The 19,825-nt window shown below is 72.7% G+C and carries 12 protein-coding genes; 7 read left to right on the forward strand and 5 right to left on the reverse strand.

The window, feature by feature from the left end; all coding sequences use genetic code 11:
- The first annotated feature begins 19 nt into the window (after positions 1-19).
- Positions 20-814, forward strand: a complete 795-nt coding sequence (locus SM452_RS00380) for a class F sortase (protein ID WP_436798890.1) — start codon at positions 20-22, stop codon at positions 812-814.
- A gap of 63 nt (positions 815-877) precedes the next feature.
- Here the strand turns inward: SM452_RS00380 and SM452_RS00385 are convergent, their stop codons facing one another.
- Positions 878-5,938: an NAD-glutamate dehydrogenase gene (locus tag SM452_RS00385; RefSeq protein ID WP_463839137.1), complete on the reverse strand. Its 5,061-nt coding sequence runs from the start codon at positions 5,936-5,938 to the stop codon at positions 878-880.
- Between the two features lie 288 nt (positions 5,939-6,226).
- Between SM452_RS00385 and SM452_RS00390 the strand changes: the two genes are divergently transcribed.
- On the forward strand, positions 6,227-8,194 hold the full coding sequence (locus SM452_RS00390; RefSeq protein ID WP_463839138.1) for a penicillin-binding transpeptidase domain-containing protein: 1,968 nt from the start codon (positions 6,227-6,229) through the stop codon (positions 8,192-8,194).
- A 10-nt stretch (positions 8,195-8,204) separates the two neighbouring features.
- On the opposite strand, the gene SM452_RS00395 is transcribed toward SM452_RS00390, so the two are convergent.
- The 3 genes from SM452_RS00395 to SM452_RS00405 all read right to left on the reverse strand — a co-directional run bounded on the left by SM452_RS00395 (position 8,205) and on the right by SM452_RS00405 (position 12,243).
- Entirely contained in the window at positions 8,205-9,371 is a 1,167-nt protein-coding gene (locus SM452_RS00395; protein ID WP_463839139.1) for an arginase family protein, read from the reverse strand.
- A gap of 58 nt (positions 9,372-9,429) precedes the next feature.
- Positions 9,430-10,347 carry a tetratricopeptide repeat protein gene (locus SM452_RS00400; RefSeq protein ID WP_047890550.1) on the reverse strand — a complete coding sequence of 306 codons (918 nt, stop codon included), beginning with the start codon at positions 10,345-10,347 and terminating at the stop codon, positions 9,430-9,432.
- 207 nt (positions 10,348-10,554) lie between these two features.
- Entirely contained in the window at positions 10,555-12,243 is a 1,689-nt protein-coding gene (locus tag SM452_RS00405; RefSeq protein WP_463839140.1) for an acyl-CoA mutase large subunit family protein, read from the reverse strand.
- 319 nt (positions 12,244-12,562) lie between these two features.
- Here SM452_RS00405 and SM452_RS00410 point away from each other — a divergent pair, with 319 nt between their 5' ends.
- A complete protein-coding gene (locus SM452_RS00410) occupies positions 12,563-12,943 on the forward strand; it encodes a hypothetical protein (protein WP_262014052.1) in 381 nt (126 codons plus the stop codon).
- A 3-nt stretch (positions 12,944-12,946) separates the two neighbouring features.
- Here SM452_RS00410 and SM452_RS00415 read toward each other — a convergent pair whose 3' ends face one another.
- Positions 12,947-14,584, reverse strand: a complete 1,638-nt coding sequence (locus SM452_RS00415; protein ID WP_463839141.1) for a PucR family transcriptional regulator — start codon at positions 14,582-14,584, stop codon at positions 12,947-12,949.
- 106 nt (positions 14,585-14,690) lie between these two features.
- Between SM452_RS00415 and SM452_RS00420 the strand changes: the two genes are divergently transcribed.
- From SM452_RS00420 to SM452_RS00435, 4 genes are all read left to right on the forward strand, one after another.
- Complete coding sequence (locus tag SM452_RS00420) at positions 14,691-16,223, forward strand: CoA-acylating methylmalonate-semialdehyde dehydrogenase (RefSeq protein WP_436798889.1); 1,533 nt, start codon at positions 14,691-14,693, stop codon at positions 16,221-16,223.
- Between the two features lie 20 nt (positions 16,224-16,243).
- Positions 16,244-17,572 (forward strand): aminotransferase class III-fold pyridoxal phosphate-dependent enzyme, encoded by a 1,329-nt coding sequence (locus tag SM452_RS00425; RefSeq protein ID WP_463839142.1) that lies wholly within the window; start codon positions 16,244-16,246, stop codon positions 17,570-17,572.
- Positions 17,573-17,688: 116 nt separating this feature from the next.
- Complete coding sequence (locus SM452_RS00430; RefSeq protein ID WP_262014049.1) at positions 17,689-18,819, forward strand: thiamine pyrophosphate-dependent dehydrogenase E1 component subunit alpha; 1,131 nt, start codon at positions 17,689-17,691, stop codon at positions 18,817-18,819.
- Between the two features lie 28 nt (positions 18,820-18,847).
- Positions 18,848-19,816, forward strand: a complete 969-nt coding sequence (locus SM452_RS00435; protein ID WP_463839143.1) for an alpha-ketoacid dehydrogenase subunit beta — start codon at positions 18,848-18,850, stop codon at positions 19,814-19,816.
- Positions 19,817-19,825 lie beyond the last annotated feature (9 nt).

The following is a 19,825-nucleotide window of genomic DNA, read 5'->3' on the forward strand; positions in this document are numbered from 1 at the left end:
CGTCGTCGTCCTGCTCGCCATGGCCGGGGCCGGTCTGATCGGCGCGTCCGTGCGGACCGTCCCGCCACCGTCACCGCCGCAGCCGCTCGGTCAGGCGGCTCCGGCCACCACCGGCCCGCAGAGCGATCCGGGTGGCGCCGACGCCGACCCGGACGCCGAGAGCCGACCCGCACCGGGCACCGAGGGCCAATCGGCACCGGGCACCACCGGCGAGTCCACACCGGGCGGCACCGGCCGGCCGGCAGCGGACCCCGCCGGGGGCGGCCCGGCGACGCCGGGCCCACCGACCGGCGCCGCCCCCGGCGCCGCAGGCGTCCCGGGCGCCCCGGACGCGACGGGCGCCGCCCCGGCCCCGCTGCCCCGATCGGCGCCGGTCACCATCTCGATCCCCCGCATCGGGGTGCAGGCGCCGATCATGTCGCTCGGCACGAACCCGGACGGCACGGTCCAGGTGCCCCCGCTGGACCAGGCCATGAACGCCGGCTGGTACTCCCCCGGCGCCAGCCCGGGCGAGGCCGGCAACGCGGTCATAGTGGGTCACGTCGACTCCGCCCAGCTCGGCCCGGCGGTGTTCTTCAACCTCGGCGCGCTGGTGGCGGGCGACACCATCGTGGTGGCCCGGCAGGACGGCTCGGCCGCCACGTTCACGGTGCGGGAGGTCGCGTCGTACCCGAAGACCGCCTTTCCCGCCGCGCAGGTCTACGGTCCGTCGGACGTCCCCGCCCTGCGCGTGGTGACCTGCGGCGGGGTGTTCGACAAGACGGCCGGGAGCTACCTGAACAACATCGTCGTCTACGCGGCGATGACGAGCTGAGGGCCGGAACGGCAGTGGCCCGGTGGTCGGGGAACCGACCACCGGGCCACTCGTGCGTCAGCGTCAGGCCGCCGCCGAGGTCCGGACCAGGGTACGGATCTGGCGCAGCAGCACCGACAGCGCGGACAGGTCGGCGCGGGACTCGTCGAACTCCCCCATCGCCCGGTGCGCCCGGTGGATCGAGGTGGCGTTCGCCTGCTCCCACTCCTGCACGCGCTCCACCGGCGGCACGTCCTCCGGCGTGGACCCGAGCACCTCCGCGGTGAGCGCGGCCAGCGCGGCGTACAGGTCGTAGCGCAGCGCCATCCGGGCCAGCGTCTGCCACCGGTCCTCGCGGGGCAGCAGGGAGATCTTCGACAGCAGCGCGTCGACCCGGAACCGGTCGGAGAGCACGAAGTAGACCGAGGCCACCTCGCTCACGTCCCGCCCGGTGCCCTGCGCCGTCTCGACGATGTCCAGCAGGCCGAAGCTGTACATCAGGCGGGTTGCCTGCTCGGCCAGGTCACGCGGCAGCCCGCGCTCGACCAGCGACTCGATGTGCGCCGCGATGGCCTCCCGCTCGGTGCCCCAGAACCGGTTCTCCAGGTCCGGCAGGAGCCGGGCCACACCGTCGCGCAGCCGGGCGATCTCCGCCGGCACGTCGATCGGCGAGCGCCGGTTGGTGACCAGCCAGCGCACCGCGCGGTCGAGCAACCGCCGGGTGTCCAGGTAGACGGCGGTCTGCAACTCGGGCGAGACCTTGTTGTCGAGCGCCTCGACCGCGTCCCAGAGGTCGCGCAGGCCGAACACCTCGCGGACCACCACGTACGCCCGGAGCACGTCGGCAGCGGACGCGGCCGTCTCCTCGACCACCCGGAAGACGAACGAGATGCCGCCCCGGTTGATCGCCTCGTTGACCAGGACCGTGGTGACGATGTCGCGGCGCAGGCGGTGCCGGCCCATCCGCTCGGCGAAGCGCTGCCGCAGCGGCGTCGGGAAGTAGTTGACCAGGACGTCGGTCGTCCACTCCTCGTCCGCCAGGCCCTCGCCGACGATCTCGCGCTCCAGCACGATCTTGACGTACGCGAGCAGCACCGCGAACTCCGGCGCGGTCAGGCCGCTCTCGGTGCGGACCGCCAGTTCCTCGTCCGAGGGCAGCGCCTCCAGTGCCCGGTTCAGCGCGCCGGACCGCTCCAGCTCGTTGATCATGCGCCGGTGCACCGGGAGCAGCGAGGCGGCCTGGGCCTGGGCGTTGTTGAGCGCCCGGGCCTGGTCGTAGTTGTCCCGCAGCACCAGCTCGGCGACCTCGTCGGTCATCTGGGCCAGCAGCTCGTCGCGCTCCGGCCGGTCCAGCTCGCCGTCGGCCACCGCCGTGTTGAGCAGGATCTTGATGTTGACCTCGTGGTCGGAGCAGTCCACACCGGCCGCGTTGTCGATGAAGTCGGTGTAGATGCGGCCGCCGGTCGAGGCGTACTCGATCCGGCCCTGCTGGGTGAAGCCCAGGTTGCCGCCCTCGCCGACCACCCGGCAGCGCAGGCCCTTGCCGTCCACCCGGATGGCGTCGTTTGACTTGTCCCCCACCTCGGCGTTGGTCTGGCTGGACGCCTTCACGTAGGTGCCGATGCCGCCGTTCCAGAACAGGTCGACCGGCGCGGTGAGGATCGCCTTCATCAGCTCCTGCGGGCTGAGCTGCGTGACGTCCTCGTCGAGGTCGAGCACCGCGCGGACCTGCGGCGAGATCGGCACCGACTTCGCCGTACGCGAATAGACGCCGCCGCCTTCGGAGATCAGCTCGCGGTCGTAGTCCTCCCACGACGAGCGCGGCATGTCGAACAGCCGCTTGCGTTCCTCCCAGGACCGGGCCGACTCCGGGTCCGGGTCCAGGAAGATGTGCCTGTGGTCGAACGCGGCCACCAGCCGGATGTGCTTCGACAGCAGCATCCCGTTGCCGAACACGTCGCCGGACATGTCGCCGACGCCGACCACAGTGAAGTCCTGCGTCTGGGTGTCGTGGCCCAGCTCCCGGAAGTGCCGCTTGACCGACTCCCAGGCGCCCCGGGCGGTGATGCCCATCTTCTTGTGGTCGTAGCCGGCCGAGCCACCGGAGGCGAACGCGTCGCCAAGCCAGAAGCTGTGCGCCTCGGAGATCTCGTTGGCGATGTCGGAGAACGTCGCCGTGCCCTTGTCGGCGGCCACGACCATGTACGGGTCGTCGCCGTCGTGCCGGACCACGTCGTCGGGCGGCACGATCTCGCCGCTGACGATGTTGTCGGTGACGTCGAGCAGCGCGGAGATGAACTCCTTGTAGCAGATCACCGCCTCGTCCCGGTCGCCCGGCTTCTGCTTGAGCACGAAGCCGCCCTTGGCGCCGACCGGCACGATCACCGCGTTCTTCACCATCTGCGCCTTGACCAGGCCGAGCACCTCGGTCCGGAAGTCCTCGCGCCGGTCGGACCAGCGCAGGCCGCCGCGGGCCACCGGCCCGTAGCGCAGGTGCACGCCCTCGAACCGGGGCGAGTAGACGAAGATCTCGAACTTGGGCCGCGGCGCGGGCAGGTCCGGGATGGCCTGCGGGTCCAGCTTGAACGCCACGTACGCCTTGGGCCGCCCGCCCACCGGCTTCTGGTAGAAGCTGGTGCGCAGCGTGGCCTGGATCAACGTCAGGTAGGCCCGCAGGATGCGGTCCTGGTCGAGGCTGGCCACCTCGTCCAGCGCCTCGCCGATCGCGTCGACCAGCTCGCCGCTGCGCTGCCGCCGCTCGTCGAGCGTGGTGGCGCCCGGGGCGAACCGGGTCTCGAACAGCTTCACCAGCAGTTCGGCGATCTGCGGGTACGCGATGAACGTCTGCTCCATGTACTCCTGGGAGAACACGGTCCCGGCCTGGCGCAGGTACTTCGCGTACGCGCGCAGCACGACGACCTGCCGCCAGGTGAGCCCGGCCCGCAGCACCAGCTCGTTGAAGCCGTCCACCTCGGCCTCGCCCCGCCAGGCGGCGGCGAAGGCGTTCTCCACGTGCGGACGCACCTCGGCCAGGTCCTGGTGCCGTTCGGGCAGCTCCAGACCGAAGTCGTAGAGCCAGATCCGGCCGTCGACGCGCTCCACCTCGTACGGGTGCTCGTCGACCACCTTCACGCCGAGCGAGTGCAGCACCGGCAGCACGGCGGAGAGCATCATCGGCTCGCCGTACCGGTAGACCTTGAACCGCACGTCCATCGCCTCGTCGGCGTCGGCGCGGGCGGCGTACGGACGCGGCGGCGCCTGCTTGCGGAACAGGTGCATCTCCAGCTGGCCGGGCTCCTCCAGCAGCTCCAGCTTCGCCAGGTCCTTCATCGCCTCGTACGGCGTGTGCCCGTCCTTGTAGCCCTCCGGGAACGCGTCGGCGTACCTGGCGAAGAGGTGCTTGGCCTGCTCGTCGCCGAGCTTGCGTTCCAGCACCAGCCGGTAGTCGTCGTCCCAGAGCCGGGTCGCGTCGGCCAGTTCCTCGGCGAGCAGGTCGGCGTCGATGTCACCGGGCGGGTTGTTCGGGTCGGTACGCACGATGAAGTGCACCCGGGCCAGCATCGACTCGGTCACCCGGGTGGTGTAGTCGACGCCGACGCCGTTCAGCTCGCGCAGCAGGATGTCCTGCATGCGCAGCCGGTTCTGGGTGGTGAAGCGGTCCCGCGGCAGGTAGATCAGGCAGGAGATGAACCGCCCGTACGCGTCGCGGCGCAGGAACACCCGAAGCTGCCGGCGACCCGCCATCCGCAGTACGCCGATCACCGCGTGGTAGAGGTCGTCGGTCTTGATCTGGAACAGCTCGTCGCGCGGGTAGGTCTCCAGGATCTGCAGCAGGTCCTTGCCGGAGTGGCTGCGCAGGCTCAGGCCCGAGCGGTCGAGCACCTCGGCGACCTTGCGCCGGACCACGGGCAGCTCCTGCACGCTGGTCCGGTACGCGGCGGTGGAGAACAGGCCCAGGAAGCGCCGCTCCCCGACCACCTCGCCGGCCTCGTTGAAGATCTTGAAGCCGATGTAGTCGAGGTACGCCGAGCGGTGCACAGTGGCACGCGAGTTGGCCTTGGTGATGATGAGCAGGCGCTTCTCCAGCACCTTCTCGTGCGCCTCGGGCGTCATCGAGTTCAGCGACCGGGCCTCCGGCGAGTCGGAGCGCAGGATGCCCAGCCCGGTGCCGAGCACCGCCTCCAGGGCCTGCCCGCCGCGTGCGCCGTCGGTGTTGACCAGGCGGTACTCCCGGTAGCCGAGGAACGTGAAGTGGTCGTGCGCCAGCCAGCGCAGCAGCTCCACCGAGTCGGTGATGTCCTTCTCCGGCACCGGCGGGCGGTTGTCCGACGTCCGGGCGGCGGCCAGCTCGTCGGCGAGCGCGAGGGCCCGCTGCCGCATCTTCGGCCAGTCCTCGACCGCCTCGCGCACGTCGGTGAGCACCCGCTGCAACTCGCGCCGCAGCGTCTCCCGCTCGGCCGGGTCGCGGACCGGGTCGATCTCGATCCGCATCCAGCTCTCGACCAGGTCACCGGCGATGGCGTCGTCCGGTTCCACGTCCGCCGACACCTCGGTGAGCCGGCCCAGCGGCTCGCGGCGCACCACGACCAGCGGGTGCACCAGCAGGTGCACGTCCAGGTGGCGGGAGTTCAGCAGGGCGGTCACCGAGTCGACGAGGAACGGCATGTCGTCGGTGACGATCTCCACGACCGTGTGGTGCTGCTCGGCGTCCGGCTCGTGGATGCGGAGCTTCAGCTCGCCCGGCACCCGCTGCTGGGCCAGGTCCCGGTGGGCCCGGGCCGCCTCCAGCATCTCCTCGGCGGTGAAGCCGATCAGCTCCTCGTCCGGCGCGAACCGCCAGAAGCGGTCCACCAGTGTGGCCGCGTCGTGGTCGTCGCCGGCCAGCGCGACCGCCTGGGCGACCAGCCGCTCCGCGTTGGGAACGGGCTCGTCCAGCTCGGCGTCCTCCGACTCGTCGGCCAGTGCCTGCGCGGGCAGGCCCAGGTCGTAGAGGGTGTCGATGCTGGAACCGGTCATCCCGGTCACTCCTGTGTCGAGACGGCTGAAACCGTCCCCGTCGGTCGCCGAATCGAAGCTGTCGTCGTCCCGGCCGGTGTCAGCCTGCCGGAGGTCGGGTCCCGGTTTGATCGCCGGACGCCGGTCCATCGGTGCCACTCCCCTCGACCCACCGCGTTGTGGGTCACTCTGCCGCCCAGCCTAGGCCCTACCGCGTGGTACCTCCCGCGGCGGATCACTGGCCGGACGTCCGGATCGGGACTCTGTCCTTTCACCCGTTGCGGGTCCGAGGTCGGCCGCTCGCGGAGTACCCCGACTGGCGATGTTCATCACACTGCCACACGCTGCTTATCGCGCTGCCGGAGGCCGTGGCGGGGCGGTGGGGAGCGCCGGGTCGTACTAGCGTGCGGGGCAGTTGAGCACCGGAGGGACCGCTTCATGCCTGTGTCGTACCCCGTCCGCCCCCGCCGCCACACCCGTCACCGCGCCCTCGCGGCACTGGCCGCAGTCCTGGTCACGGCCGGTGCGCTGACCGGATGCTCCGGGGACGACGGCCCGGAGGCGGCCGTCGAGGCGTTCCTCGGCGGCTGGCGCTCCGGCGACCTGCAGGCGGTCGGCTTCGTCCAGCCGGCCGGCGGGCGCGTGCCCGCCGGCGACGTGACCAAGCAGATCCAGGCGCTCGCCGGCGCGCTCGCGGCGAACCCGCCGGAGCTGGCGCGCACCGGCGAGATCACCACCAAGGGCGACGTCGCCACCGCCCGGGTCAAGGTGAGCTGGGCGCTGCCCGGCGGCGGCACGTGGGCCTACGAGAATCCGGTACGCCTCAAGCGCGGCGGCGACGACCAGTGGCAGGTGATCTGGGAGCCGTCGGTGGTGCACGAGAAGCTGGAGAGCGGCGACAAGATCGCGCTGCGGCGGGAGCCGGCGCAGCGCGCCGGTGTGCTCGACGCGGCCGGTCAGCCGATCGTCGCACCGCGCCCGGTGGTCCGGGTGCAGCTCGTCCCCGGCGAGGTCACCGACGTGCCCGGCATGGTCAAGAAGCTGGACGCCGCGTTCAAGGCGATCCGGCCCGCGCTCACCCCGCCGGTCGACCTGGGCGACCTGCCCAAGCGGCTCAAGGATGCCAAGCCGGACGGCCTGGTCGAGGTGGTGACGTTGCGCGACGAGGCGTACCGGCAGATCAAGCCGCGCATCTACGACCTGCCCGGCACCCGGTTCGCCTCGGAGCAGCTCATGCTGGCGCCGACCCGCGAGTTCGCCCGGGCGCTGCTCGGCTCGGTCGACCAGGCCACCGCCGACGACCTCCAGGCCCACCCCGAGCGGTACGCGCGCGGCGACCTGGTCGGCCACAGCGGCCTCCAGGGCCGGTACGACGAGCGGCTGCGCGGCGTCCCCGGCGTCACCGTGATCACCGAGCGGACCACCCCGGACGGCAAGGTCGAGCCGACCGGCACGGAGCTGTACCGCGCCGACCCGAAGCCCGGTCAGCCGGTCAAGACGACGATCGACGCGGCCACCCAGAACGCCGCCGACGCCGCGTTGCGCGGGCAGACCCGCCGCTCCGCCCTGGTCGCCGTGCGGATCAGCGACGGCGCGGTGCTGGCCGCCGCGAATGGCCCGGGCGCGGCGGGCGACAACCTCGCCTTCACCGCCCAGGTGCCGCCCGGCTCGACGTTCAAGATGGTCAGCGCGCTCGGCCTGCTCGACCGGGGCGCGGTGACGCCGCAGACGACGGTGGCTTGCCCGAAGACGTCGACGGTCGAGGGCCGGGTCTTCAAGAACTCGGACGACTTCGAGCTGGGCGCTGTGCCGTTCGCCACCGACTTCGCCAAGTCGTGCAACACCGCGTTCACCGCGCTGGCGCCGAAGCTCGGCCCGGACGGGCTGGCCCAGGCCGGCCGTACGCTCGGCCTGGAGGCCGCGTGGGATCTCGGCACCGACGCGTTCACCGGCAAGATCTCCGCCAACGGCTCGGCCACCGAGCAGGCCGCCGCCGCGATCGGTCAGGGAACCACGCTGGTGAGCCCGCTGGCCATGGCGAGCGCCACCGCAGCAGTGGCCCGGGGCAAGTTCGAGCAGCCCAAGCTGCTGCTCGACCCGGCGCCGGCCAAGCCCGCGCCGGCCGGCGAGGCGCTCAAGCCGGAGTCGGTGGCGGCGCTGAAGTCGATGATGCGCGGGGTGGTCACCGCGGGCAGCGGCAGCGCGCTGGCGGACGTGCCGGGCGAGCCGGTGCACGGCAAGACCGGCACCGCGGAGTACGACAACAACCCGGCGCACACGCACGCCTGGTTCGTCGGCTGGCAGGGCGACGTGGCCTTCGCCGTCTTCGTCGAGCAGGGCGGGGCGGGCTCGAAGGTGGCGGCGCCGATCGCCGAGAAGTTCCTGCGCGGCCTCGCCGCGAGCTGAGGCGTACCGGTCAGGCGATGTCGATGCCGGAGCGGGCCGGGTCCGGCTCGTCTCCGGCGGAGGCGCGGCGCAGCAGGCCGGGCCCGAGCGGGTCGTCACCGAGGTCGTCGTCGGTCAGGTCGGGCCCGATCGGCTCCACCGCGACCGCCGGCGCCGGTACGGCCGCCGGGGCGGGCAGCGGCTCGGGCTCCGGCCGGCTGTCGGCGGCGCGGGGCGCCGGGGCGACAGGTCCGGCCGGCAGCAGCCGGGGCGGCACGGCACCCGGCGCGACGACAGGGGCGAGGCCGGCCACCACCGTGTTCACGATCTCGGCCGCGTACGCCCCGTCCGGGTCGTAGTCGGGGTCGAAGACGGTCAGCTCGACGCCGAGGCAGTGCGGGGTGTCGACCAGCCCGGTGAGCAGGATCTCCAGCTCGGCGAAGGCGATGCCGCCCGGGTCGGGCGCGTCCACGGCGGGCATCACCGCCGGGTCCAGCACGTCCACGTCGATGTGCACCCAGTAGCCGGCGCAGTCGACGAGCTGTTCGTGCGCCCACTGGGCGGTACGGGCGGCACCCTCGGCGCGCAGTGCCGGCACCGGCCGGGTGGTGATGCCGGCGGCCTGGAGGTCGAGCCGGTACTCGTCCTGCGCGCGGATGCCGAGCACCACCACGTCGATGTCCCGGAAGTACGGCCGGCGGCCCTCGATCGCGGCCAGGTCGGGCTGCCCCCGGCCGGTCACCAGGGCGAGATCCTCCCCGGCCGCCGCGCCGACGTAGGAGGCGTTGCCGGGGTGCCGGAAGTCGGAGTGGCCGTCGACGAAGACCAGCCCGATCCGCCCGCCGACCGCCTCGCCGAGGCGGTGCATGGCCAGCGCCGAGCCGAGCAGCACCGAGCAGTCGCCGCCGAGCACCAGCGGGAACTCACCCCGGTCGATGATCGCGCCGATCCGGTCGGCGAGCGCCACCGAGTACGCGGAGATCTCCGGCGCGTGGCAGACGCCGTCGCCTGGCCGCCAGTCCCCCGGGTCGTACCGCGGCGGGGTGAGGCAGCCGGCGTCGCGGGCCCGCAGCCGCGCGAGCAGGCCGTGGTCGCGCAGCGCACCAGGCGCCTTGCCGCACCCGGGGACGGAGCTCGCGGTGGGCGGGCGCAGTCCGAGGTTCGTCGGCGCGTCGAGGACGGCGATCCGGCGCATCATGGGCTCCCGTCCTCGGCGGTCGGGCGGGCCGGCGGTGCGCCGGCCCGCGCGGGTTGACTCAGAACAGCGCGCTGGCCAGGGCGCGTCGGGCGGAGGCCACGGCGGGGTCGTCCGGGCCGGCGATGGTGAACAGGCCGAGCAGGTGCTGGCGTACCCGGTCCCGGTCGTCCCCGGCGGTGCGCCGGACCAGGCCGACCAGCCGCTTGTACGCCTCGTCGGCGAGGCCGCTGAGCACCTCGATGTCGGCGGCGAGCAGCTGGGCGTCCACGTCGTCGGGGGCGGCCGCAGCGGCGTCGAGCGCGCCCTGCGGGTCCGCGCCGGCCACCCGGCGGGCCAGCCCGACCTGCGCCAGGCCCGCCTCCGCCGCCGCGTCCGCGGGCGACTCCGCCAGGATCTTCCGGTACGCCGCCTCGGCCGCGTCGAGGTCACCGCTCATCAGCGCGTCGTCGGCGGCGTCGAGGCGCGGGTCCTCCGGTTCGGCGACGGTTACGCCACCGGCCTTGAGGACCGCCTGGAGCCACTGTCGCAACTGCGACTCGGGGACCGGGCCGGGGAAGGCGTCGATCGGGCGCCCACCGACGATGGCGTACGTGGTGGGCAGCGTCTGGAGCTGGAACATCTGCGCGAGCCGCGGCTGCTGCTGCACGTCGACCCGGGCCAGCAGCCACGCTCCGCCGCCCTCGGCGGCCAGCCGCTCCAGCACCGGGGCGAACTGGTCGCTCTCCGGGTAGCCGGCGGCGCCGAAGAAGACCACTACCGGTGTGGTGAGCGAGCGTTCGAGCACCTCGGACTGGATGTTCGCCTCGGTCACGTCGATCACGGCGGCGGAGCCGGCGGGGCTGCCCGGCAGCCCGGTCGGCCCAGCGCCCTGGGACGGTGTGGCGGATGAGGTGTCGGCCGGTGCGGGGGTGCGCAGCGCGCTGAGGTCGACCGCGCCGCGGGTGAAGATCGACGAGGTGATCCGTGGGTCGCTCATGGTTGTCTAGTCTCGCACGTACCCCGGGGATCTCCGACCACCCGCAACGCCCACGTCGCCACTCTCACCCCTGCTCAACCCCCGCGCCGCACCCCCACCCCCACCTCCCCGCGATCTTGCACTTTCCGCCCCGGCAAATGCGACGAATTGCCGCGCGCGGAGGGCTCGAACTGCAAGATCGCGGGGGTGGGAGGGGGACGGGCGGGGTCAGAAGCGGGCGGGCTCGCGGTAGACGCCCCACTCGGCGCGGAGGGCGTCGCAGATCTCGCCGAGGGTGGCCTCGGCGCGGACCGCGTCGAGCATGGCGGGGATCATGTTCTCGCCGGTCCGCGCCACCTCGACCATCCGCGCCACGGCGGCGGTGACTGCGGCGTCGTCGCGGGCCGACTTGCGCTCGGTCAGCACCCGGCGCTGCTCCAGCTCCACCTCGTGCGAGATGCGCAGGATCTCCAGGTCCTTGGCGACGGTGCCGGTGTGGCAGTTGACGCCGACGATCCGCTTGTCGCCCTTCTCCAGCGCCTGCTGGTAGACGAACGCCGACTCGGCGATGTGCCCGGTGAACCAGCCGTCCTCGATGCCGCGCAGGATGCCGGAGGTCATCGGGCCGATGGTGTGCGGGCCCTCGCCGCCGAGCTGCTTGATCCGGGCGAAGATCTCCTCCGCCTCGGCCTCGATCCGGTCGGTGAGCGCCTCGACGTACCAGGAGCCGCCGAGCGGGTCGGCCACGTTGGTCACGCCGGTCTCCTCCATCAGCACCTGCTGGGTCCGCAGGGCGATCTCGGCCGACTCGTCGGTGGGCAGGGCGAGCGTCTCGTCGAGGGCGTTGGTGTGCAGCGAGTTGGTGCCGCCGAGCACCGCGGCCAGGGCCTCCACGGCGGTGCGGACCACGTTGTTGACCGGCTGCTGCGCGGTCAGCGACACCCCGGCGGTCTGCGTGTGGAACCGCAGCCACTGCGCCTTCTCGCTGGTGGCGCCGTACACGTCGCGCAGCCAGCGGGCCCAGATCCGGCGGGCGGCGCGGAACTTGGCGATCTCCTCGAAGAAGTCCACATGCGAGTCGAAGAAGAAGCTCAGGCCGGGGGCGAACGTGTTCACGTCCAGCCCGCGCGACAGGCCCAGCTCGACGTACCCGAAGCCGTCGGCCAGCGTGTACGCCAGCTCCTGCGCGGCGGTCGAGCCGGCCTCGCGGATGTGGTAGCCGGAGACGGACAGCGGCTTGTACCGGGGGATCTCCCGCGCGCAGTACTCCATCAGGTCGCCGATGAGGCGCAGGTGCGGCTCGGGGTCGAACAGCCACTCCTTCTGCGCGATGTACTCCTTGAAGATGTCCGTCTGGAGCGTTCCGTCCAGCGTGGACAGGTCGGCGCCCTGCCGTTCGGCGGCGACCAGGTACATGCAGAAGACCGGCACGGCCGGGCCGGAGATGGTCATCGAGGTGGTCACGCCGGCCAGGTCGATGCCGTCGAACAGCACCTCCATGTCGGACGCCGAGTCGATCGCGACGCCACAGTGGCCGACCTCGCCGAGGGACTGCGGGTCGTCCGAGTCGCGGCCCATCAGCGTCGGCATGTCGAAGGCCACGGAGAGACCGCCGCCGCCCGCGCCGAGGATCATCTTGTAGCGCTCGTTGGTCTGCCGGGCGTTGCCGAAGCCGGCGAACTGCCTGATGGTCCAGGTCCGCCCGCGGTAGCCGGTCGGATACAGACCCCTGGTGTACGGGAACTCGCCCGGCCAGCCGATCCGCTCGAACCCGGGGTACGGGGTGTCCTCCGGCGGGCCGTACACCGGCTCGACCGGCAGTCCGGACAGCGTGGTGAAGTCCGCGTCGCGCTTGCGGGCGGCGTCGTAGCGGGCCTGCCAGCGGGCCCGACCGGCGGCGATCTCGTCAGCGTCCATGCGCGGAGCTCCTTCTCAAGTCGTCGTCCCGGTTCCGAGTGTAGAGCGAGATCCTGAACGATCCTTAAGGGCTCGCGTACCGGCCGGTAACCCCGCCACGGGCCCTGCCGGGACGCCCCATCACCGTCGATCCGCAGGTCAGGGCGCTGTCTCACGTGGCGGACGACTGCCCGGCGCAGCCTCCCGGCAGCCGGGTTCCCGTGCCACACTCCCGCCGTGGGCAATCGAATCGCGACCCGGCTGATTACCTAGGCGGCGTACGCCTCCGCGTGCGTCGCCGACCAAAGCGATCCTGTCGGCTCGTCCTAGTGAGGCCCCCGTGAGCGTGTCCGCATCCACCCCCGCAACCGTCGATCTTCCCCGGCCCGCCCCCGGCCGCCCGTACGACGAGCCCGCCGCCGAGCACGGCACGCCGTGCACGATGGTGGTCCACCTCGGCGTGGGTCACTCCACGACCGGCCTGCTCAAGGTGCTGTCCGTGCTGCACTCCCGCCGGGTCGCCGTGTCACACGTCCAGTACGTGCAGTGCCCCGACCGGTCCGCGGTGATGATCGTGGAGTGCTCCCCCGCCACGGCGCCGATGGAGACGGTCCGCAAGAGCGTCGCGAACGCCGTACCTGTGGTCAGCGTCAGCGTGCACAGCGCGCCGGCCCGCGACGGCGTCCGGCGCCTGCGGTCGGGCCGCGGCACCCACAGATGACCGTCAGCCGGTGGGCTCCGGGCCACCGGCGCGCATGACGTCCCGGGCGGTGAGCGCCACGTGCAGCGACAGGCGCCGTTCGCTCGAGTCCAGGTCGACGCCGAGCACCCGCTCGATCAGCTCCAGCCGCTGGTAGAGCGCCGACCGCGACAGCGACATCGCGTCCGCCGCGCGCCGCTTGTTGCGCCCCTCCACCAGGTACGTCTCCAGCAGCGCGACGTGGTTCGTGCCGTGGCGCTGGTCGTACGAGAGCAGCGGGCCCAGCTCGCGCTCGACGAACGTCTGCAGGCGCACGTCGTCGCGCAGCAGGTACAGCAGACCCCGGAGGCGGACGTCGTGCAGCCGGTAGAACGGGCGCGGCTCGGCGGTGTGCACAGTCGCGTCGGCCACCTGCGCCGCCTCGGCGAGTGAGCGCCGGGCCAGGTCGAGCGTCCGGACCACCGACCCGGCGGCGACCACCACGTCCGCACCGGCCCGGTGGCCCGCCCGGGTGAGCGCGGCGGACAGGCTCCCCAGCGCCGCCTCGTCTGAGCCGGTCTCGTCGAGCGCGACGAGGAGGGTGACGCCGGTGCCGCCGGCCGCCTCGTCCACGTCGCCGGCGAGCGCGGCGAGCCCGCACTCGCGTACCGCCTTCTCCACCGCGTCGAGCAGTTCCCGCCGGTTCGCGGTCCCGTCGGCGCCCGGAGCCGGCCGGCGCCGCCGGACCACGACGCCGAGCAGCCGGCGCTGCTCCAGGACGACGCCGAGCCCACGCGCCCGCAGCGCCACGTCCCGGGTGGGCGCCGAGTGGGTGACGATGCTCAGCAGCAGGCTGCTGCGCGCCTGCCGCTCGACCGACGACGAGTCCCGGGCGACGAGCTGGTTCAGCGCGATGGTGGACGCGGCGCGTTCCAGCAGCACCCGGGTCCGGGCCGGTGGCTCCTGGTCGCACAGCAGCACGAGCCGCCCCCACCGGTTGCCGCGCGCCTCGACGCTCGTCACCAGCCAGCCCGAGCGCGGCTCGTAGCCGGTGCCGGACGGCACCTCGACCGCACGCGAGCGGGTCTCCCAGCGGTCGAGCAGCTCCTCGGCGGTCAGCGGACCGGTCTCGTACGCCAGCACCTGGTGGGCGAGGTTCTCCAGCACCGCTGGCCGCCGGGACAGGCGGGTGACCTCGCGGAGCACCTGGCGGGGCTCGGCGCCCTCCACCGACAGCTCGGTGAAGATGCGGTGGATCTCGTCCTTCGCGAGCAGGTCCGCCGTCTGCTCCTCGACGATCACCGAGTGGACGACCTCGGTCACGGCGACGAACCGCATCTCGCGCCGCAGGGCGATCAGGGGCAGGTTCCGGCTGCGGGCGTGCTCGACCAGCCCGGCCGGCAGCGTGCCGCCGAACCGGCGGCCCAGCTCGACCACCACGCCCGCCACCCCGACGGCCGCGAGGCCGTCGATCCACCGGCGCAGCCCGTCGTCGTCGGGGGGCAGGCCGATGCCCGTGGTCAGGACCAGCTCGCCACCGCGGAGCAGGTCGGCGATCTCGGGGATCTCGGCGACGTGCACCCAGCGCACCGGCGCGTCCAGCCGGTCCCGGCCCGCCAGGACGCGCGGCCCGGCCTGCTGCAGAGCCGGCAGTTCCAGCACGTCACGGACGGTCATCGGCATCGGAGCGCCTCCCCCTTCCTCCGGCGCACAGTATGTGCGCTTCCCGCGGACGGGAACGACACAGTGCCCATTGCCCGGACCTGGGGAAGCGCAGATGATCCCGGGCATGACCCAGACAGCACCCGGCACCGCGCCCGCTCCCGTCCCGCTGGAGCGGGTGACCCACTGGATCGACGGCAAGCCGTTCGCCGGAGTCACCGAGCGTACGGCCCCAGTCTACGATCCGGCGCTGGGCGCGGTCCGGACGGAGGTGCCGCTGGCCTCGGTCGACGAGGTGGACCAGGCCGTCGCCTCGGCCGCCGCCGCGTTCGCCTCCTGGCGGACCTCGTCGCTGACCAAGCGCACCCAGGTGCTGTTCGCGTTCCGGGAGCTGGTCAACCAGCACAAGCAGGAGCTGGCCGAGCTGATCACGGCCGAGCACGGCAAGGTCGTCTCGGACGCCCTCGGCGAGGTCACCCGCGGCCTGGAGGTCGTCGAGTTCGCGTGCGGCATCCCGCACCTGCTCAAGGGCGGCTACTCGGAGGGCGTCTCCACGAACGTGGACGTCTACTCGATCCGGCAGCCGGTCGGCGTCTGCGCCGTGATCTCCCCCTTCAACTTCCCGGTGATGGTCCCGATGTGGTTCGTGCCCATCGCCATCGCGGCGGGCAACGCCGTCGTGCTCAAGCCCAGCGAGAAGGACCCGTCCGCGTCGCTGCTCGTGGCCTGGCTGTGGGAGCAGGCCGGCCTGCCCGCCGGCGTGTTCAACGTGGTGCACGGCGACAAGGTCGCCGTGGACCGGCTGCTGGAGCACCCCGAGGTCAAGGCGGTGTCGTTCGTCGGCTCCACGCCGATCGCCCGGTACGTGTACGAGACCGGCACCCGCAACGGCAAGCGCGTCCAGGCCCTCGGCGGCGCCAAGAACCACATGGTGGTGCTGCCGGACGCCGACCTCGACCTGGCCGCCGACGCGGCGGTGAACGCCGGGTTCGGTTCGGCCGGCGAGCGGTGCATGGCGATCTCGGCCCTGGTGGTCGTCGAGCCCGTCGCCGACGACCTGGTGGGCCGGATCCGGGAGCGCATCGCCACGCTGAAGGTCGGTGACGGGCGGCGCTCCTGCGACATGGGTCCGCTGGTCACCAAGGAGCACCGCGACCGCGTCGCGTCGTACCTCGACGCCGGTGCCGAGGCCGGTGCCGAGCTGGTGGTGGACGGCCGCGAGGTGCGTGTCGACGGCGACGAGTCCGGGTTCTGGCTCGGGCCGAGCCTGCTGGACCGGGTGTCGCCGGAGATGAGCGTGTACACCGACGAGATCTTCGGGCCGGTGCTGTCGGTGGTGCGCGTCGGCAGCTACGACGAGGCGCTCGCGCTGGTCAACGCCAACCGGTACGGCAACGGCACGGCGATCTTCACGAACGACGGCGGCGCGGCCCGCCGCTTCCAGAACGAGGTCGAGGTCGGCATGGTCGGCGTCAACGTGCCGATTCCGGTGCCGATGGCCTACTACTCCTTCGGCGGCTGGAAGGACAGCCTCTTCGGCGACTCGCACGCCCACGGCGCCGAGGGCGTGCACTTCTTCACCCGCGGCAAGGTCGTCACCTCCCGGTGGCTCGACCCCAGCCACGGCGGCATCAACCTCGGCTTCCCCGAGAACGTCTGAGCAGCGGAGAGAGAACGCCGATGAGCACCAGCGCACGCACCTACGAGCTCGACCGCGCGCACGTCTTCCACTCCTGGTCCGCCCAGTCGCTGCTCGACCCGATGGTGGTCGAGCGCGCCGAGGGCTCGTACTTCTGGGACGGCGACGGCAACCGCTACCTGGACTTCTCGTCGCAGCTCGTCAACACCAACATCGGCCACCAGCACCCGGTGGTGGTCGCGGCGATCCAGGAGCAGGCGGCCCGTCTGTGCACGATCGCGCCGTCGTACGCCAACGACGTCCGCGGCGAGGCGGCCCGGCTGATCACCGAGCTGACCCCGGCGGGCCTTTCCAAGGTGTTCTTCACGAACGGCGGCGCGGACGCGATCGAGCACGCCGTCCGGATGGCCCGGCTGCACACCGGCCGGCCGAAGGTGCTGTCGCAGTACCGCAGCTACCACGGCGGCACCCAGACGGCGGTGAACCTCACCGGCGACCCGCGCCGCTGGCCCAGCGACAACGGCACCGCCGGGGTGGTGCACTTCTTCGGCCCGTTCCTGTACCGGTCGGAGTTCGGCGCCACGACCGAGGAGGAGGAGTGCGCGCTCGCGCTGCGCCACCTCGAACGCGTTGTGGAGATGGAGGGCCCGTCCACCATCGCCGCGATCGTGCTGGAGACGGTGCCGGGCACCGCCGGCATCATGCCGCCGCCGCCGGGCTTCCTCGCGGGCGTACGGGAGCTGTGCGACAGGCACGGCATCCTCTACATCGCCGACGAGGTGATGGCGGGCTTCGGGCGTACCGGCGCCTGGTTCGCGCTGGACCACTACGGCGTGACGCCCGACCTGATCACCTTCGCCAAGGGCGTGAACTCCGGTTACGTCCCGCTCGGCGGCGTGGTGATCGCCGACCACGTCGCCGACACGTTCGCCACCCGCGCCTACCCCGGCGGCCTGACCTACTCCGGTCACCCGCTGGCCACCGCCGCCGCCGTCGCGACCATCAACGTGATGCGCGACGAGCGGATCGTCGAGAACGCCGCCACGATCGGCGCCGACGTGCTGGGCCCGGGACTGCGTGAGCTGGCCGACCGGCACCCGAGCGTCGGTGACGTACGCGGGCTCGGCGTGTTCTGGGCGCTGGAACTGGTACGCGACCGCGAGACGAAGGAGCCGCTGGCGCCGTACGGGTCGTCGTCGCCGGAGATGAACGAGGTGCTGGCCGCGTGCAAGCGCGGCGGGCTCGTCGCGTTCGCGAACTTCAACCGGATCCACGTGGTGCCACCGTGCACCGTGTCGGAGACGGAGGCCAAGACGGGCCTGGCGATCCTCGACGAGGCGCTGACACTCGCCGACCGCCACACGGTCTGAGGCAATGCCCACCACCGCCCGCCGGGTCCACCCCGGCGGGCGGTTTCGTATCCGAGATCCGCGATACGGCCGGCGACCCCGGTGACGCGGAGACCGACGCACCCAGAAGGTGACGAATGACTACCGTAGATCTCGCCGACCCACCGGTCACCAACCCCTTCGCCGGCACCACCGGCCTTCCGCGTACGTCCGAGGGCTGGACCCAGCTCGTCACCCCGGACGGGCGCCTGCACCCGGACGTCGACGCCGACCGTGACGCCCTCGGCCGACTCACCCGCGACCTGTACCGGGGGATGCGGCTCGCGCGCCGCCTCGACGACGAGGCGTTCGCGTTGCAGCGCCAGGGCGAGCTGGGCCTGTGGCTGCAGTGCCGCGGCCAGGAGGCGGCCCAGGTCGGCTCGGTCGCGGCGGTACGCGCCGACGACTACGTCTTCCCGAGCTACCGGGAGCACGCCGCGGCCCTGTGGCGCGGCATCGGCCCGGCCGACCTGCTCCGCCAGTGGCGCGGCGTCGCGCACAGCGGCTGGGACCCGGAGCCGTACTCGTTCCACATCTACACCCTGGTCCTGGCCGCCCAACTGCTGCACGCCACCGGGTACGCCCTCGGGGTGCAGCGCGACGGCAGCGACACGGTGGTCGTGACGTACTTCGGTGACGGCGCCGCCAGCGAGGGCGACGCGAGCGAGGCGATGAACATCGCCGCCGTCAACGCCGCCCCGATGGTGTTCTTCTGCCAGAACAACCAGTGGGCCATCTCCACGCCGACCGCGTCGCAGACGCGTACCCCGATCCACCGGCGCGGCGCCGGGTTCGGCCTGCGCAGCGAGTGGGTCGACGGCAACGACGTGCTGGCGGTGTACGCGGTGACGTCAGCGGTGACCGAGCACGCCCGGTCCGGTGCCGGCCCCGCGATCGTCGAGGCCACCACGTACCGGATGGGCGGGCACAGCACGTCGGACGACCCGACCCGGTACCGCACCGACGGCGAGCTGGAGGCGTGGCGGGCGCGGGACCCGCTGGCCCGGGTCGAGGCGCTGATGCGCGCCGAGGGCTGGAGCGACGAGGTGTTCCTCGGCGAGATCCAGGCCGAGGCGGACGAACTCGCCGACCGGACCCGCCGGGAGTGCCTGGCCCTGACGGCGCCGGACCTCGCGGACGCCTTCGCCACCGTGCTGGCCGACGTGCCCCCGCTTCTGCGGGAGGAGCGCGACGCGTTCGTCGCCTACCGCGCCTCCTTCCTCGACTGACGCCCGCCCGCGATCGGAGAACTCGTTCATGCTCACCCTCTGTCAGGCACTGAACAGCGGCCTGCGCCGCGCCATGGAGGACGACGACAAGGTCCTCCTGATGGGCGAGGACGTCGGCCGGCTCGGCGGCGTCTTCCGGGTCACCGACGGTCTCCAGAAGGACTTCGGCGAGGCCCGGGTGGTGGACACCACCCTCGCCGAGTCCGGGATCGTCGGCACCGCCATCGGGCTGGCGCTGCGCGGGTACCGCCCGGTATGCGAGATCCAGTTCGACGGCTTCGTCTACCCCGCGTTCAACCAGATCGTCTCCCAGCTCGCGAAGATGCGGGCCCGCACCGGCGGCCGTACCGCCCTGCCGGTGGTGGTGCGCATCCCGGTGGGTGGCGGCATCGGCGCGGTGGAGCACCACAGCGAGTCGAACGAGGCGTACTTCGCGCACACCGCCGGGCTGCGGGTCGTCTACTGCGCCAGCCCGGACGACGCGCACTGGATGATCCGCCAGGCCGTCGCCGGTGACGACCCGGTCATCTTCTACGAGCCGAAGCGCCGCTACTGGGTCAAGGGCGAGGTGACCCCCGCCGGGCCGCCGCTGCCGCTGGACCGCGCCCGGACCGTGCGGCCGGGCAGCGACGTGACGCTGCTGACGTACGGCGGCACCGTCGCCACCTGCGTCGCCGCCGCCGAGGCCGCCGCTCAGGAGGGCCGCGACATCGAGGTGATCGACCTGCGGTCCATCTCCCCGCTGGACGTGGCGACCATCGAGGAGTCGGTCCGCCGCACCGGCCGGGCGGTGGTGGTCCACGAGGCCCCCACGTTCGCCGGGTTCGGTGCCGAGGTCGTCGCGCAGGTGACGACCCGGTGCTTCTACTCGCTGGAGGCGCCGGTCGAGCGGGTCGGCGGCTTCAACCTGCCGTACCCGCCGGCCAAGGTCGAGGAGGAGTACCTGCCCGACCTGGACCGGATCCTCGACGCCGTCGACCGCGTCCTGGCCGCGTGAAGGGAGAGG

This window comes from Micromonospora sp. SYSU B005 (genome assembly GCF_055362685.1).